A 15,054-nucleotide genomic window follows, 5' to 3' on the forward strand; every position below is an offset into this window, starting at 1 on the left:
GGCCCGGCACACCGCGGTGTGCCGGGCCCCCCATTCCGGCGCCCGCCGCGTCCGCCACGAGACGGTGGGTCGGCCTCAGGATGCGTCGAGACGCGACCGGAGGCCGTCCAGCTCGGTCCAGAGCTCGGTCGGGAGCTCGTCGCCGAACTTGCCGAACCACTCCTCGATGAGCGGCAGCTCTCGTCTCCAGTCCTCCGCGCGGACGGCCGTCGCCTTGGCCACCTGCTCGTCGGTGAGGTCGAGGCCGTCGATGTCGAGCGCGCCGGGAGCCGGCACGAGGCCGATCGGGGTGTCGACCGCGTCGGCGTCGCCGTCGAGGCGCTCGATGATCCACTTGAGGACGCGGCTGTTGTCGCCGAAGCCGGGCCACAGGAAGGAGCCGTCCTCCTCGTCGCGACGGAACCAGTTGACGCCGAAGATCCGGGGGAGCTTGGCGGCATCCGCGCCCTTGCCGATCTCGAGCCAGTGCTTCATGTAGTCCGCGGCGTGGTAGCCGATGAAGGGCAGCATCGCCATCGGGTCGCGGCGCACGACGCCAACGGCGCCCGTGGCGGCGGCCGTCGTCTCGGAGGAGAGCGTCGCCCCGACGAAGGTCCCGTGCGCCCAGTCCCGGGACTCGTAGACGAGCGGCACGGTCGTCTTGCGCCGACCACCGAAGAGGATCGCGTCGATCGGCACGCCGTCGGGGCTGTCGAACTCGGGCGCGATCATCGGGCACTGGGCGGCGGGCGTGCAGAAGCGGCTGTTCGGGTGCGCGGCCTTGGTGCCCGACTCCGGCGTCCAGTCGTTGCCGAGCCAGTCCGTCAGGTGGGCCGGGGGCTCGTCGGTGAGCCCTTCCCACCACACGTCGCCGTCGTCGGTGAGGGCGACGTTGGTGAAGACCGAGTTGCCCTTCTCGACGGTGTCGATGGCGTTGGGGTTCGTCGAGCGGCCGGTGCCGGGCGCGACCCCGAAGAGACCGAACTCCGGGTTCACGGCATACAGCCGGCCGTCCTCGCCGAAACGCATCCAGGCGATGTCGTCACCGACCATCTCCGCCTTCCAGCCGGGGATGGTGGGGGTGATCATCGCGAGGTTGGTCTTGCCGCAGGCCGACGGGAACGCGCCGGCGATGTAGTGCACCGTGCCCTTGGGGGAGGTGAGCTTGAGGATGAGCATGTGCTCGGCCATCCACCCCTCGTCGTGGGCGATCACCGAGGCGATGCGCAGGGCGTAGCACTTCTTGCCGAGGAGGGCGTTGCCGCCGTAGCCCGAGCCGTAGCTCCAGATGGCGCGCTCCTCGGGGAAGTGGACGATGTACTTCGTGTCGCTGCAGGGCCACGGGACGTCCTGCTGGCCGTCCTCGAGCGGGGCGCCGACCGAGTGCAGCGCCGGCACGAAGTCGGCGTCGAGCTGCTCGATCCTGCGCAGCACCGCCGTGCCGCAGCGCGCCATGACCCGCATCGAGACGGCCACGTATGCCGAGTCGGTGATCTCGACGCCGAACATCGGCTGCTTCGCGTCGAGGTGGCCCATGACGAAGGGGATGACGTACATCGTCCGGCCCTGCATGGAGCCGCGGTAGAGCTCCGTCATGAGGGCCTTCATCTCGTCCGGGGCCATCCAGTTGTTGGTCGGCCCCGCGTCGCGCTCGGCGCGGGAGCAGATGTAGGTGCGGTCCTCCACGCGGGCGACGTCGCTCGGGTCGGAGGCGGCATAGAAGGAGTTGGGCTTCTTCTCCGCGTTGAGGCGCACGAACGTGCCGGACTCGACGAGCTGGTCGGTGAGCTCGCTCCACTCCTCGTCGGAACCGGTGATCCAGCGGATGTCGCGCGGCTGGGTCAGCGCGGCGACGTCGGCGACCCACTCGGCGAGCCGTGCATGGGTGGTCTCGGTGCTGGTGGTCGTGGTCAACTTGGGCCTCATCCCTCCGCGTGGAGCCATCGTTGGCGCCACGTCCTGCCGGTGCCGGTCCCGCCGCCGCCCTCCGAGAAGTGCTGGAGAGGTTCTTGACGGGAGCGCTTTGACGTGATGACTTCACGGTACGCCCGCGATGGTGGGACATCTTGCGGGCCAGAGGGCCCCGGGGCGGTGAAACCGCTCACAACCGCGGTCGGCTGCAAGAAATTTCGCAGATGTGTGGCAATTTCTTGCGGGATCTTGCAGCGCCGATGTCGTATGCCGGTGGGTCGGCGGCACCTCGGCCTGTACGGGTGCGCGGGCGGCGACCGGGCTCGGGCGGCGGCGCCGATTTTCGTCACGCACGCCGAGCACGCTAGAGTGCTGCTTCGTCCGCGCAAGCGGGCTGCACCCGTAGCTCAACGGATAGAGCATCTGACTACGGATCAGAAGGTTAGGGGTTCGAATCCCTTCGGGTGCGCTCTGTGTTGAGACAGAAGGCAGCGGCCTGACCAGCGGAGACGCGGGTCAGGCCGCTCGTCTGTGCTCCGGCGCCCGGCCGGGCCGGCTGCGGTGACGGCGCGACCGGGGCGAAGCGTCAGTCCGGTCGGTAGAAGTTGCGCTCCCACCGGTGGGCACGCAGCTTCTCGCGCTGCTCGTCGGTAAGGCGGCGCCCGTCGCTCGTGGCGGTGTTGCGCTCCACGTTGCGCACGGTCCGCATCCCTGCGATGACCGTCGAGACCGCCGGCTCGTCGAGGACGAAGCGCAGCGCCAGGTCCGCGGTCTGGTCGGGGCTGATGCCGAGGTCCTCGTCGAGCGCCCGGACCCGCTCCTCGACCTCGCGCGCGCGGTCGCCGGCGAAGTAGGCGTTGCGGAAGTCGCCCTCGGGGAAGCGGCTGTCGGCCGTGATCCGGCCGGTGAGGCCGCCCTCGTCGAGCGCCACGCGGACGATGACGCCCACGCCGTGCTCGCGGCACGCCGGCAGCAGCCGCTCGGCCGGCTGCTGGTGGAAGACGTTGAAGATGACCTGGACGGTGTCGACGACCCCCGACTCGACCAGGGCCAGCGCGTTCTCGGGCTGGAAGTCGTTGATCGAGACGCCGAAGAGGCGGATCTTGCCCTGCTGCTTGAGGTCCGCGACCGTCTCGAGCCAGTCGCCGCGACCGATCCACTCGTCGCTCCACACGTGGAGCTGGAACACGTCGAAGGCCTCCAGCCCGCTGACCCGCAGGCTCTCCTCGAGGTTGGCGCGGATGTGCTCGCCGGGGAAGGTCTCCGACGGGTCGAGTCCCGCAGGCGCGGGAAAGATGCCGTTCTTGGGCGGCACCTTGGTGGCCACGTAGAGCTCGTCGCCCTGGTGTGCTCGCACGACCTGACCGACGATCCGCTCGCTCTCGCCGTAGCCGCGCGCCGTGTCGATGAAGTTGACGCCGAGGTCGATGGCCCGCTCGAGGGCTCGGACCGACTCGTCCTCCTCGGCGCCGACCCAGGCGCCACCGCCGATCCCCCAGGCGCCGTATCCGATCTCAGAGACCCGAAGGTCCGAGCGACCGAGGCTGCGATACTCCATGGCTTCTCCTCTTTGTGGTTGCGGCCGGGCGCTGGGCAGTCTTCCATACGGCCGCGAGGCCTCTCGGTTCCGCGCGACGGCGGGTGTGTGTCGGAGCAGGCACCTACACTCGTCGGTGTTGTCCTTCCACCGTCGGACGGACAGTGATGCGACGAGGAGACGCCGTGGTCGATCGCGACGCGCCGGAGGAGCCCGAGCCGCTGCACGACGCGGACAGGGTGCACGGCCTGTTGCGGCGGATCTGCTTCAAGACCGGCCCCCCGACGCGCGTCGGCGCCGAGCTCGAGTGGCTCGTCGGTCGCCGCGACCACGCGAGCGCGCCGGTGCTGCTCGCCGACCTGCTGCCTCTCCTCGCGAGGGCGATGCCCTTCCCGGGCGGGTCCACGGTCACGGTGGAGCCCGGTGGGCAGGTGGAGCTGAGCTCGCAGCCCGCCGTCGGGGTCGCCCGCTGTCACGAGGCGCTCGCGGCGGACGTCGGACACCTCGAGGCCGTGCTGGCCGCGGCCGGCCTCGTCCTCGTCCCCTCCGGCATCGACCCGCACCGGCCGCCGGTGCGCCAGCTGCACCAGCCGCGCTACGACGCGATGGCGGCCTACTTCACCACCCTGCCCTCCGGTCTCGGCCACGTCATGATGACCGCGACGGCATCGGTGCAGGTCAACCTCGACACCGGCGCCGACGACGCCGACGTGGCCCGGCGGTGGCACCTGCTCCACGTCGTCGGCCCGGCGCTCAGCGCCGCCTTCGCCAACTCGCCGGTCCACCACGGGCGGGCCACCGGCTGGAAGTCGACCCGACAGGCCGTCTGGCTCCGTCTCGACCCCGCGCGCAGCTATGCGCCCGCCGGGGCGGACCCGGTCACCGCCTGGGCCGAGTATGCCGTGACGGCCCCGGTCATGATGCTGCGGACCGACTCCGGACCCTGGCGGCCCGCCCCTGGCTTCACCTTTGCCGACTGGCTCGCCGGCCGGGTGGCCGGGCTGGCGCCGCCGACGGTCGACGACCTGCGCTACCACCTCAGCACGCTGTTCCCTCCCGTCCGGCCGCGGGGCTGGTTCGAGGTGCGCTACCTCGACGCGCAGGCGCCCCGATGGTGGCCGGTGCCGGTCGCGGTGCTCGCGACCCTGCTGGCCGAGCCGGTAGCCGCCGACCTGGCCCAGGAGGCCTGCGAGCCGGTCGCGCACGCCTGGGCCACGGCGGCGCGCCGTGGCCTCGACGACCCGGCCCTCGCCCGAGCGGCCCTGGCCGTCTTCGCGGCGGTCGTCGACCGGGTCGAGGACCGGGGCCTGCGGCAGACCGTCACGCGGTTCCTCGAGAGGTATGCCGCACGCGCCCGGTGCCCCGCCGACGACGCCCTGGCACCGCCCGGCGGCCGGTCCGCCGAGCGCCCTGCCGAGCGCCCCGCCGACGACGCCCTGGCACCGCCCGGCGGCTGGTCCGCCGCGGTGCCCGTCCGGGCCGGCGGCGGGTTCGCCCCCCGTGGAGAGGAGCCCCGGTGACCACCGTCGACCCACCGACCGCCGATGGACAACGGCTCAAGGAGTTCGTCGCCAGTGAGCTCGAGCGGGCCCGCGCCCGGTCGCTCGCACTCACGACGGACGTCCTCGACGACCACGAGCTGACCATGCAGCACTCGGCGCTCATGTCGCCGCTCGTGTGGGACCTCGCCCACGTCGGCAACTTCGAGGAGTTGTGGCTGCTGCGCGCAGCCGCCGGCATCGAGCCGATGCGCCCGGAGATCGACTCCCTCTATGACGCCTTCGAGCACCCCAGGGCGGAGCGCCCGAGCCTGCCGCTGCTCTCGCCCGGGGAGTCGGCGGCATACCTCGGGCTGGTCCGCCGCAAGGTCCTCGACTCCCTCGACACCCTGCCGCTCGACCCGGCGCGGCCGCTCCTCGCCGCCGGCTTCGTCTACGGCATGGTCGTGCAGCACGAGCACCAGCACGACGAGACGATGCTCGCCACCCACCAGCTGCGCCGCGGTCCCCGGGCCGTCGCCGACGCAGACCCCCCGGCGCCCGCCTCCCCGGGTCCGGTGCCGGCGGAGGTCCTCGTCGCGGCGGGCGAGTTCCCCATGGGCACGTCGACCGATCCGTGGGCCTACGACAACGAGCGTCCGGTCCACCCGGTCGGGCTGCCGGCCTTCTGGATCGACACGACACCCGTCGCCGTCGGTGCCTACCGCGCCTTCGTCGAAGGTGGCGCCTACGACGACCCACGGTGGTGGAGCCCGGGCGGCTGGGAGTGGCGGTGCCGCTCCGGCCGGCGCACGCCGGCGTTCTGGCTCCGCGACGGGCAGTCGTGGGCGCGCCGACGCTTCGGCGTCGTCGAGCCGCTGCCCGACGACGAGCCGGTGCAGCACGTGTGCTGGTACGAGGCGGAGGCCTACGCCCGGTGGGCGGGGCGGCGGCTCCCCACCGAGGCCGAGTGGGAGAAGGCCGCCTCGTGGGACCCCGAGGCGGGGGCCAAGCGCCGGTTCCCCTGGGGCGACTCCCCGCCGACCCCCGAGCGAGCCAACCTCGGCCAGAGGCGGCACCGCCCCGCCCCGGTCGGGTCCTTCCCGGCGGGCGCGTCGGCGGTGGGTGCACTGCAGATGCTCGGCGACGTCTGGGAGTGGACGTCCACCGACTTCGCCGGGCACCCCGGGTTCTGCACCTTCCCGTACGCCGAGTACTCCGAGGTCTTCTTCGGCACGGCCTACAAGGTGCTGCGTGGTGGTTCGTGGGCGACCGACCCGCTCGTATGCCGCAACACCTTCCGCAACTGGGACTACCCGGTGCGTCGGCAGATCTTCGCCGGCTTCCGCACCGCCCGGGACGCCTGATGTGCCGACACCTCGTCTGGCTGGGCGAGCCGGTGACGCTCGCGTCCCTGGTCCTCGAGGCGCCCTGGTCCCTGCTGCGCCAGGCCTACGCCCCGCGCCACCAGGAGCACGGCGTCGTCAACGCCGACGGCTTCGGCGTCGGCTGGTTCGTGTCATCGAGGCCCGAGCCGGTGCGCTACCGCCGGGCGCAGCCCGTGTGGGGCGACGCCTCCTTCGCCTCGTTCGCGCCCACGGTCTCCTCGGGGTGCGTGCTCGCGGCGGTCCGGGACGCCACCCCCGGCTTCTCGGCCTCCGACGAGTCGTCGGCTGCGCCGTTCCTCCACGGCCGGTGGCTCTTCAGCCACGCGGGCGCGCTCGCCGACTGGCCACGGGCCCGCCGTGAGCTCGTGCACCGCACCCTCGACGTCCCCGAGGCCGCGGCCGCGGTGGATTCGGCCCTGCTCTTCGGGGTGGCCGCCGCCGCCTGGCGCGCCGGCGCGTCGCTCGGCGAGGGCCTCGCCGAGTGCGTGCAGGCGGCGGAAGCCGTCGGCGGCGGCCGGCTCTGCCTGCTCGCCGCCGACGGGGACCGGGTCGCCGCCACGACCGGTGGCGACTCGCTCTTCCTGCGCGAGTCGCCCACCGGCGTCCTCCTCGCCTCCGAGCCGCTCGACGAGGACCCCTGCTGGCGCCGGCTCCCCGCGGGCCAGCTCGTCGAGGGCGGCCCGGACGGGCTCGACGTCATCGCCCTGCCGACCTGACCCCCGACCACCGACCGGACGGAGCCGCCGTGCCCGAGGCCACCACCCCACGAACCGACGTGTTCCTCACCCCCGACGAGCTGCTGGGCGCGATGCGCAGCGACGTCCGACAGGGCCTCACGCGCCAGCCGAAGCAGCTGCCGCCGAAGTACTTCTACGACGCCCGGGGCAGTGCCCTCTTCGAGGACATCACCCGCCTGCCCGAGTACTACCCGACCCGCGTCGAGCGGGCCATCCTCGAGTCGAGCGCGGCGCAGATCGCCGCCCTCTGCGGCGCCGACACGCTCGTCGAGCTCGGCTCCGGGTCGTCCGAGAAGACCCGGCTGCTCCTCGACGCGCTCGCCGCGGCCGGGCTGCTGCGCCGCTACGTGCCCGTGGACGTCAGTGCCAGCGCCCTCGAGACCGCCATGGCGGAGCTCGCCCGCGGCTACCCGGGCCTCGAGCTGCACGGCATCGTCGCCGACTTCGAGGCCCACCTGGAGCAGCTCCCGTCGGGCGGGCGGCGCATGGTGGTCTTCCTCGGCAGCACCATCGGCAACCTCGAGCCCGCGGCGCGGGCGGAGTTCCTCGCCATGGTGCGCCAGGGTCTCGGGCCGGGCGACTCGCTGCTGCTCGGCACGGACCTCGTCAAGGACCCGCGGCGCCTCGTGGCGGCATACGACGACGCCGCCGGAGTCACCGCGGAGTTCAACCGCAACGTCCTGCTCGTGCTCAACCGGGCGCTCGGTGCCGACTTCGCTCCCGACGACTTCGACCACGTCGCGCGCTGGAACGCCGAGGTGGAGCAGGTCGAGATGTGGCTGCGCGCCCGCCGCGCGATGCAGGTGGAGGTGGCCGACCTCGGGCTCCGCGTCGCCTTCGACGCGGGCGAGGCGATGCGGACGGAGACGTCGGCGAAGTTCCGTCCGGAGGGGGTGCGCGCCGAGCTCGCCGCGGCTGGCCTCGAGCTCGTCCGGTCGTGGACCGACGAGGCGGGCGACTTCGCGCTCAGCCTGTCCCGGCCCGCCGACCTGCCTCCGGAAGGCCGGCCCGCCGACCTGCCTCCGGAAGCCATCCCGCACGACGGAGGCTGAAGCGGATCGCCTCGCCCGGGACCACCTGGGCCAGCAGGTCGGTGTCCTCGTCGACGACGACCGCGACGACGGGGTAGCCCCCGGTCGTCGGGTGGTCCGCGAGGAAGACCAGCGGCTGCCCGGAGGCGGGCACCTGGACCGACCCGCGGACGACGCCCTCGCTCAGCAGCTCCTCGGTCCGCCCGCGGGGCAGCACCGGCCCGCCCAAGCGCACGCCCACCCGGTCGCTGTCCGGCGTGACCTGCCACGCGGAGGTGCCGAGGAGGCGCAGGGCCTCGGCACCGAACCAGTCGTCCCGCGGCCCGACGACGGCCCGCAGCACCACGGGGCGTGGCGGCCCGGCGTGCACGCCCGCCACGTCGCTGCCCCGGACGGGGCCGGGCGCCGACGTGCCGACGGGCAGGCGCTGTCCCTGCCGGAGCGGAGGCGGGCCGAGGCCCGAGGCCACGTCGGTGCTGGCGCTGCCCAGCGTGCGGGGGACGGCGAGGCCGCCGCGCACGGCGAGATACGAGCGCAGGCCCAGCACCGGCCGCCCCAGCGTGAGCGCCTCGCCCGCTGCCAGGAGGACGGCGGCATGCATGGGCGCGCTCCGGCCGGCGACCGTGAGCGGAGCCGGGGCGCCGGTGACCGCCACCACGGTTGCCGCGTCCGCGCGGACGGTGAGCCCGCCGAGCAGGACCTCGACGACGGCCTCGCCCTCGGCGTTGCCGACGAGCCGGTTCGCCAGTCGCAGGGCCGGCCGGTCGACCGCGCCGCTGGGCGGGACCCCGAGCCGGCCGTGGCCGGGGCGACCGAGGTCCTGCAGCAGGGCCAGCGGGCCCACCCGCTCCACGACGAGCACCGGCTCAGGCATCGCCGACCTCGACGAAGCGCACCCTCGTGCCGGGAGCGAAGAGCGCAGGCGGCTGCCGGTCGGGGTCCCACAGGACCGCGTCGGTCGTGCCGATGAGCTGCCACCCGCCGGGGGAGGGACGGGGGTAGACCCCGGTGAACGCGCCGGCCAGGGCCACCGCGCCGGTCGGGATGCGGGTGCGCGGTGACGTCCGGCGCGGCACCTCCAGGCCGCCCGCGTCACCGACGAGGTAGCCGAAGCCGGGCATGAACCCGCAGAACTCGACGGTCCACTGCTGGCCCGTATGCCGCCGCACGACCTCCTCGGGAGCCACGCCGAGCAGGCGCGCGACCTCGTCGAGGTCCTCCCCGTCGTAGCGGACGGGGAGCTGCACGACCTCGGCCGCCGCCGTCCCCGGCTCCTCCTCGACGTCCTCCCAGCGGAGCAGGCGCAGCGCCGCCACGACTCCCGGCAGCGCGTCCGGGGCGGAGGCTCGCACGAGCACCGTCCGGGCGCCCGGCACGTGCTCGACCACGTCGGGGAGGGGGTGCCGGCGCAGCGCGGCGTCGAGGCGGCGGCGGGCCGGACCGTCCTCGAGCTCGACGAGGACGGCCCGGTCGCCGCAGGGCAGCAGCCTCACCCGACGAAGGGCCGCAGGGTCACGCCGGCCGCCTCGAGCGCACGGCGCACGGCGCTGGCCATGGCGACGGCTCCGGGGGAGTCGCCGTGGACGCACACCGACTCTGCGGCGACGGCGACGTCGGAGCCGTCGACCGCCGTCAGCCGCCCCTCGGTGACGAGGCGCACGACCCGCTCGGCCACCACGTCCGGGTCGTGGATCACGGCACCGGGCTCCCGGCGGGAGACGAGCGTGCCCTCCGGCGTGTAGGCCCGGTCGGCGAAGGCCTCACGCACGGGACGGAGGCCGGACGCCTCGGCGACGGCGAGCAGCTCGGAGGCCGGCAGGCCGAGGACGGGCAGGCCGCCGGGGTAGTCCGCGACGGCCTGCACGACGGCCTCCGCCTGGGCCCGGTGGTGGACCACCGTGTTGTAGAGCGCCCCGTGCGGCTTGACGTAGGCCACCCGCCCACCGACCGACCGGCTGATGCCGTCGAGGGCCCCGATCTGGTAGAGCACGTCCGCGTAGAGCTCGCGCGGCTCCATGTCGAGGAAGCGCCGGCCGAAGCCCGGCAGGTCGTGGTAGCCGACCTGCGCGCCGATGGCCACGCCCGCCGCGACCGCCGCCCGGCACGTGTCGACGAGGGTGGCAGGGTCGCCGGCGTGGAAGCCGCACGCGACGTTGGCCGACGTGACTACGGGGAGCAGCCCGGCGTCGTCGCCGAGGGCCCACCGCCCGTACGACTCGCCCATGTCCGCGTTGAGGTCGACGGCTCGCAGGCCCGGCATGGGGGAAGGATGGTTCACCGGGCCGGCCGATGCAAGCCGCCGCCGGCCCGGTGGCGGCCGCTTGCACCGTGCCCCACGGCGCGGTTGGGTGAGCACGACGCGTCCACCGCAGCACGCCCGGAGGTCCCGATGCCCGCCCCGTCCGCCCCGTCCGCCCCGTCGCCCGCCCTCTCGTACGCGAAGGGCGAGGACGAGCCGCCCCTGCTCGAGCAGACCATCGGCGACAACCTCGACGCGACGGTCGCCAGGTTCGCCGACCGGGAGGCGCTCGTCGACGTCGCGCAGGGCAGGCGATGGACGTATGCCGAGCTGCGCCGAGACGTCGACACGCTGGCCCGGGCGCTCCTGGCGATCGGCGTCGGGGTCGGCGACCGCGTGGGCATCTGGGCGCCGAACTGCTCGGAGTGGACGTTCGTGCAGTACGCCACCGCGAAGATCGGTGCGATCCTCGTCAACATCAACCCGAGCTACCGCGCCCACGAGCTGGGGTACGTCCTGAAGCAGGCCAGCATCTCCTACCTCTTCGCGGTCGAGCAGTTTCGGACGAGCAACTACGCGCAGATGGTCGAGGAGGTGCGCGGTGATTGCCCCGACCTCAAGACGTGCGTCTACTTCGGCACCGAGGGGTGGACCGCCACCCTCGAGCAGGCCCAGCGGGTCAGCGAGCGCGAGCTGCACGGCATACAGTCGTCGCTGCGCCCCGAGGACCCCATCAACATCCAGTACACGTCCGGGACGACGGGCTTCCCCAAGGGTGCGACGCTCAGCCACCGCAACATCCTCAACAACGGCTACTTCGTCGGTGAGCTGTGCCGCTACACCGAGCACGACCGGGTCTGCATCCCTGTGCCCTTCTACCACTGCTTCGGGATGGTCATGGGCAACCTCGCCTGCACGACGCACGGCGCCTGCATGGTCATCCCCGCGCCCGGTTTCGACCCCGCCGCCACGCTGCGCGCGACGCAGGACGAGCGGTGCACGAGCCTCTACGGCGTGCCCACGATGTTCATCGCGGAGTGGAACCTGCCGGACTTCGCCTCCTACGACCTGTCCAGCGTGCGCACCGGCATCATGGCCGGCTCGCCCTGCCCGGCCGAGCTGATGAAGAGGCTCATCGCGTCGGGCATCGAGGAGATGACCATCTGCTACGGCATGACCGAGACCTCGCCCGTGTCGACGCAGAACCGCACCGACGACACCTTCGAGCAGAAGACGCGAACCGTCGGGCGGGTCGGGCCGCACCTGGAGATCAAGATCGTCGACCCGGTGAGCGGGGAGGTCGTGCCGCGGGGCAAAGCCGGCGAGTTCCTCACGAAGGGCTACTCGGTCATGCTCGGCTACTGGAAGCAGCCGGACAAGACGGCCGAGGCGATCCGGGACGGCTGGATGCACACCGGCGACATCGGGGTCATGCACGACGACGGCTACGTCGAGATCACCGGCCGGATCAAGGACATGGTGATCCGCGGCGGCGAGAACATCTACCCGCGCGAGATCGAGGAGTTCCTCTACACGCATCCGGACATCCTCGACGCCCAGGTCATCGGGGTGCCCGACCCGAAGTACGGCGAGGAGCTGTGCGCCTGGATCCGCATGAAGGACGGCGCCGAGCCGCTCGACGCCGAGAAGCTGCGGGCCTTCTGCGCGGGAAAGCTCGCGCATTACAAGATCCCCCGCTACGTCGAGATCGTCGACGACTTCCCCATGACGGTGACCGGGAAGGTGCGCAAGGTGGAGATGCGGGAGGCGACGACCCGCAGGCTCGGCCTGGCGTAGGCCGTGAGGATCGACCGAGCGTCAGCGAGGGAGGACCGGAGCGGCCGTCGGGCCACGCCGTGAGGGCTCGGCCTGGCGTAGGCCGTGAGGGCTCGGCCTGGCGTAGGCCGTGAGGGTGCCGGCGCCGCCGGCCATAAACTGACCGGCATGGTCTCGCCCCTTGTCGCGCTCGCTCCCCAGGTCCAGTCCGCGATCGCTGCCGCGCTCGGTGACGACTACCGCGAGGCCGACCCGGTGCTGCGTCCCTCGCAGTTCGCCGACGTGCAGGTGAACGCCGCGCTCGCGCTGGCCAAGCGCGTCGGTATGCCGCCGCGCGAGGTGGCGTCGCGGATCGTCGCGGCCCTCGACCTTGACGGCGTGTGCGACTCCGTGGAGGTGAGCGGGCCAGGTTTCATCAACCTCACGTTCTCGAGCTCCTGGCTGGCCGCCCTGCTGTCGGACGTCGACGCCGACGCTCGGCTCGGGGTGCCGTTGCAGGCTCGGCAGGTGATTCCCATCGACTACTCGGCGCCCAATGTCGCCAAGGAGATGCACGTCGGCCACCTGCGCACGACGGTCGTCGGCGACGCGCTGGCGCGGACGCTGGAGCACCTCGGGCACCGGGTCGTGCGGCAGAACCACATCGGCGACTGGGGCACTCCCTTCGGCATGCTCATCGAGCACCTGCTCGAGGTGGGGGAGGACTCCGAGGAGGCCGGCCTGCTCGTCACCGACCCCAACACCTTCTACCAAGGGGCCCGGGCGAAGTTCGACGCGGCGGAGCAGGCGGAGCCCGCCGGCAGCGCGGGTGACTTCAACGTCCGGGCGAGGGCGCGCGTCGTGGCGCTGCAGGGCGGAGACGCGGAGACCCTGCGCCTGTGGACCAAGCTCGTCGGGCTGTCGAAGAACTACTTCAACCGCATCTACTCCCTGCTCGGGGTGACGCTGAGCGACGAGGACCTGGCCGGCGAGTCGATGTACAACGACGCGCTCGCCGGCATCTGCGAGGAGCTCGAGGCCAAGGGCATCGCGACGGTCTCCGACGGAGCGCTGTGCGTCTTCCTCGATGGCTACACCGGCCGTGAGGGCAAGCCGGTGCCGCTCATCATCCGCAAGTCGGACGGTGGATACGGTTACGGCACAACGGATTTGGCGACGATCAAATACCGCGTCCAGACGCTCGGCGCCCACCGTGCGCTCTACGTCGTGGGGGCGCCGCAGGGCCTGCACCTCAACATGGTCTGGGACACCGCCCGCAAGGCGGGGTGGCTCCCGGACGACGTCACGCCGGTCCACGTCCAGATCGGCAACGTCCTGGGAGAGGACCGCAAGATCCTCAAGACGCGGTCGGGCAAGCCGCTGCGTCTCATCGTCCTGCTCGAGGAGGCCGTGGACAAGGCACGCGCAGTCATCGACGCCAGCCGCCCGGACCTGCACGAGGACGTGCGCGCGCACATCGCTCACCAGATCGGCATCGGGGCGGTCAAGTATGCCGACCTGTCCGTCGCGCACGACAGCGAGTACGTCTTCGACCTCGACCGGATGGTCTCGCTCACCGGCAACACCGGCCCCTACCTGCAGTACGTCGTCGCCCGGGTGAGCTCGATCTTCCGCCAGGTGGGTCTCGAGGCCTCGACCCAGCACGCCGCGGTCCTCCTCGACGAGACGCACGAGCGCGACCTGGCCAAGCTCCTCCTGGGCTTCGGCGACGTCGTGGCCGCGGTCGGTGACGAGTACGAGCCCCACCGGCTCTGCGGCTATCTCTTCGAGCTGGCCCAGGCGTTCTCCGCCTTCTACGAGAACTGCCCGGTGCTCAAGGCGGAGCGGGACGAGGTGCGGGAGTCGCGGCTCACCCTGTGCGCGCTGGTCCTGCGCACGATGACCCAGGGCCTCGACCTGCTCGGCGTGGAGTCGCCGGAGCAGATGTGAGGCCGGCGGAGCCCCGAGAGCCCCGGCGCGCCCGGGGGCCAGGCCCTGCGCGGAGATGAGGGGAGCGGATGCCGGAGTCGGCCGCCTCAGACTTCGGGTGCGCGAGTCCGTATGCCGTCGCCGGCGTGCCGGCGCAGCCCAGCCCTCGAGGCACAACCCGAGCACGACAACCGAGCCCCGGTCCCCGGCAAGCTCTCCGTCCGCGCCTGATCCCATCCCGCCCCAGATCGCGGCCGCACCCGGCCGCACCCGGCCGGGCCCGGCTGGGCCTGAGGTAGACATCGCCCACCCGGACCCGCGGCGCAGTACCTTGCTGCTGTGGGGGGTCGTTCTCGAGGAAGGGCGCTGCCATGTCAGACACGACCAAGACCATCCTGTGGGTGATCCTCGCGCTCGTCGTCGTCGCGGTCCTCGTCTGGCTGGTGCTCTCGCCCCGGCGGCGTGAGAAGCGGGCCCGCGACGAGGCGGCGAAGCTGCGTGCACGCGTGGACGACGGCCGCGCGCAGGCCAGGGACCGTGAGGACCAGGCCTCGGTCACCGCCCGGATCGCCGAGGACACGGCGGCCGAGGCCGAGGCCAAGGCGCGAGAGGCGAGGCGGCTCGAGCGGGAGGCCGCCGAGCACCGGAAGGCGGCAGAGCAGGAGAGGGCGGAGCACGAGCGGCTACTGCGTGAGGCCGACCGCATCGACCCCGACGTGCCGACTGACGAGGAGGACCGCGGGCGCCGAGCCGAGGACGCCGGGCGCCGAGCCGAGGAGGACGGCGCAGGCGGTGCCACGGACGGCGACGAGGGGGGCAGGACACGTCCATGAACCCGCAGTACGTCGTCGGGTGATCAACAGGCGGATCAGCTGGCGGCTGCTATGGCCCGGTAACCACCTGGGCGGCCCCGGGAAAGCTCGGCCACGCCGGCGACAGGCGACCAGCTCCCCCCTCGAGTGGTCACTTTCGTTCACCTCGGCACGAGACCCCGCGGATCCGCCTTCGGGGCGGCGGAACGAGCGAAGCGTGCACACGGACGACCGTTGGTCCCGCCGCGCAGCATTCTG

The 15,054-nt window shown here is 72.7% G+C and carries 12 protein-coding genes and 1 tRNA gene; 8 read left to right on the forward strand and 5 right to left on the reverse strand.

The features are described 5' to 3' along the window. Window positions 1–75: 75 nt before the first annotated feature. Window positions 76–1,905, reverse strand: coding sequence for a phosphoenolpyruvate carboxykinase (GTP) (locus tag VFJ94_RS15490; protein ID WP_325005123.1), 1,830 nt, complete (start codon window positions 1,903–1,905; stop codon window positions 76–78). A 381-nt stretch (window positions 1,906–2,286) separates the two neighbouring features. Here VFJ94_RS15490 and VFJ94_RS15495 point away from each other — a divergent pair. Then, a tRNA-Arg gene (locus tag VFJ94_RS15495) sits at window positions 2,287–2,359 on the forward strand. A 117-nt stretch (window positions 2,360–2,476) separates the two neighbouring features. Here the strand turns inward: VFJ94_RS15495 and VFJ94_RS15500 are convergent. Further along, window positions 2,477–3,448 (reverse strand): aldo/keto reductase, encoded by a 972-nt coding sequence (locus VFJ94_RS15500; protein WP_325005124.1) that lies wholly within the window; start codon window positions 3,446–3,448, stop codon window positions 2,477–2,479. Window positions 3,449–3,612: 164 nt separating this feature from the next. Between VFJ94_RS15500 and egtA the strand changes: the two genes are divergently transcribed. From egtA to egtD, 4 genes are read left to right on the forward strand one after another with little or no spacing between them, the layout of a single operon-like run. After that, on the forward strand, window positions 3,613–4,947 hold the full coding sequence (gene egtA / locus VFJ94_RS15505; protein ID WP_325005125.1) for an ergothioneine biosynthesis glutamate--cysteine ligase EgtA: 1,335 nt from the start codon (window positions 3,613–3,615) through the stop codon (window positions 4,945–4,947). Continuing rightward, window positions 4,944–6,272: an ergothioneine biosynthesis protein EgtB gene (gene egtB, locus VFJ94_RS15510; protein ID WP_325005126.1), complete on the forward strand. Its 1,329-nt coding sequence runs from the start codon at window positions 4,944–4,946 to the stop codon at window positions 6,270–6,272. Before egtA ends, egtB begins: the two co-directional genes overlap by 4 nt. Continuing rightward, complete coding sequence (gene egtC, locus VFJ94_RS15515; protein ID WP_325005127.1) at window positions 6,272–7,009, forward strand: ergothioneine biosynthesis protein EgtC; 738 nt, start codon at window positions 6,272–6,274, stop codon at window positions 7,007–7,009. Before egtB ends, egtC begins: the two co-directional genes overlap by 1 nt. Before the next feature lie 29 nt (window positions 7,010–7,038). Next, a complete protein-coding gene (gene egtD / locus VFJ94_RS15520) occupies window positions 7,039–8,082 on the forward strand; it encodes an L-histidine N(alpha)-methyltransferase (RefSeq protein ID WP_325005128.1) in 1,044 nt (347 codons plus the stop codon). On the opposite strand, the gene VFJ94_RS15525 is transcribed toward egtD, so the two are convergent. The 3 genes from VFJ94_RS15525 to VFJ94_RS15535 are packed head-to-tail and all read right to left on the reverse strand — an operon-like array spanning window position 7,997 to window position 10,321. Further along, a complete protein-coding gene (locus VFJ94_RS15525) occupies window positions 7,997–8,935 on the reverse strand; it encodes a biotin-dependent carboxyltransferase family protein (protein WP_325005129.1) in 939 nt (312 codons plus the stop codon). The genes egtD and VFJ94_RS15525 overlap by 86 nt on opposite strands. After that, window positions 8,928–9,554 carry an allophanate hydrolase subunit 1 gene (locus tag VFJ94_RS15530; RefSeq protein ID WP_325005130.1) on the reverse strand — a complete coding sequence of 209 codons (627 nt, stop codon included), beginning with the start codon at window positions 9,552–9,554 and terminating at the stop codon, window positions 8,928–8,930. The genes VFJ94_RS15525 and VFJ94_RS15530 overlap by 8 nt, the downstream gene beginning before the upstream one ends. Next, on the reverse strand, window positions 9,551–10,321 hold the full coding sequence (locus VFJ94_RS15535) for a LamB/YcsF family protein (protein ID WP_414654626.1): 771 nt from the start codon (window positions 10,319–10,321) through the stop codon (window positions 9,551–9,553). The genes VFJ94_RS15530 and VFJ94_RS15535 overlap by 4 nt, the downstream gene beginning before the upstream one ends. Window positions 10,322–10,450: 129 nt before the next feature. Here VFJ94_RS15535 and VFJ94_RS15540 point away from each other — a divergent pair, with 129 nt between their 5' ends. From VFJ94_RS15540 to VFJ94_RS15550, 3 genes are all read left to right on the forward strand, one after another. Beyond that, on the forward strand, window positions 10,451–12,097 hold the full coding sequence (locus tag VFJ94_RS15540) for an AMP-binding protein (protein ID WP_325005131.1): 1,647 nt from the start codon (window positions 10,451–10,453) through the stop codon (window positions 12,095–12,097). Between the two features lie 147 nt (window positions 12,098–12,244). Next, complete coding sequence (argS, locus tag VFJ94_RS15545) at window positions 12,245–14,005, forward strand: arginine--tRNA ligase (RefSeq protein WP_325005132.1); 1,761 nt, start codon at window positions 12,245–12,247, stop codon at window positions 14,003–14,005. Between the two features lie 350 nt (window positions 14,006–14,355). Beyond that, window positions 14,356–14,817, forward strand: a complete 462-nt coding sequence (locus tag VFJ94_RS15550) for a hypothetical protein (RefSeq protein WP_325005133.1) — start codon at window positions 14,356–14,358, stop codon at window positions 14,815–14,817. Window positions 14,818–15,054: the final 237 nt, after the last annotated feature.

Source organism: Intrasporangium sp. (assembly GCF_035688975.1).
GTDB lineage: Bacteria > Actinomycetota > Actinomycetes > Actinomycetales > Dermatophilaceae > CALMNV01.

Coding starts and splice junctions, on each gene's coding strand:
- egtC (WP_325005127.1), top strand. CDS start 6,272: ATGTGCCGACACCTCGTCTGGCTGGGCGAGCCGGTGACGCTCGCGTCC.
- VFJ94_RS15490 (WP_325005123.1), bottom strand. CDS start 1,905: ATGAGGCCCAAGTTGACCACGACCACCAGCACCGAGACCACCCATGCA.
- VFJ94_RS15500 (WP_325005124.1), bottom strand. CDS start 3,448: ATGGAGTATCGCAGCCTCGGTCGCTCGGACCTTCGGGTCTCTGAGATC.
- argS (WP_325005132.1), top strand. CDS start 12,245: ATGGTCTCGCCCCTTGTCGCGCTCGCTCCCCAGGTCCAGTCCGCGATC.
- VFJ94_RS15535 (WP_414654626.1), bottom strand. CDS start 10,321: ATGCCGGGCCTGCGAGCCGTCGACCTCAACGCGGACATGGGCGAGTCG.
- VFJ94_RS15525 (WP_325005129.1), bottom strand. CDS start 8,935: ATGCCTGAGCCGGTGCTCGTCGTGGAGCGGGTGGGCCCGCTGGCCCTG.
- VFJ94_RS15540 (WP_325005131.1), top strand. CDS start 10,451: ATGCCCGCCCCGTCCGCCCCGTCCGCCCCGTCGCCCGCCCTCTCGTAC.
- VFJ94_RS15550 (WP_325005133.1), top strand. CDS start 14,356: ATGTCAGACACGACCAAGACCATCCTGTGGGTGATCCTCGCGCTCGTC.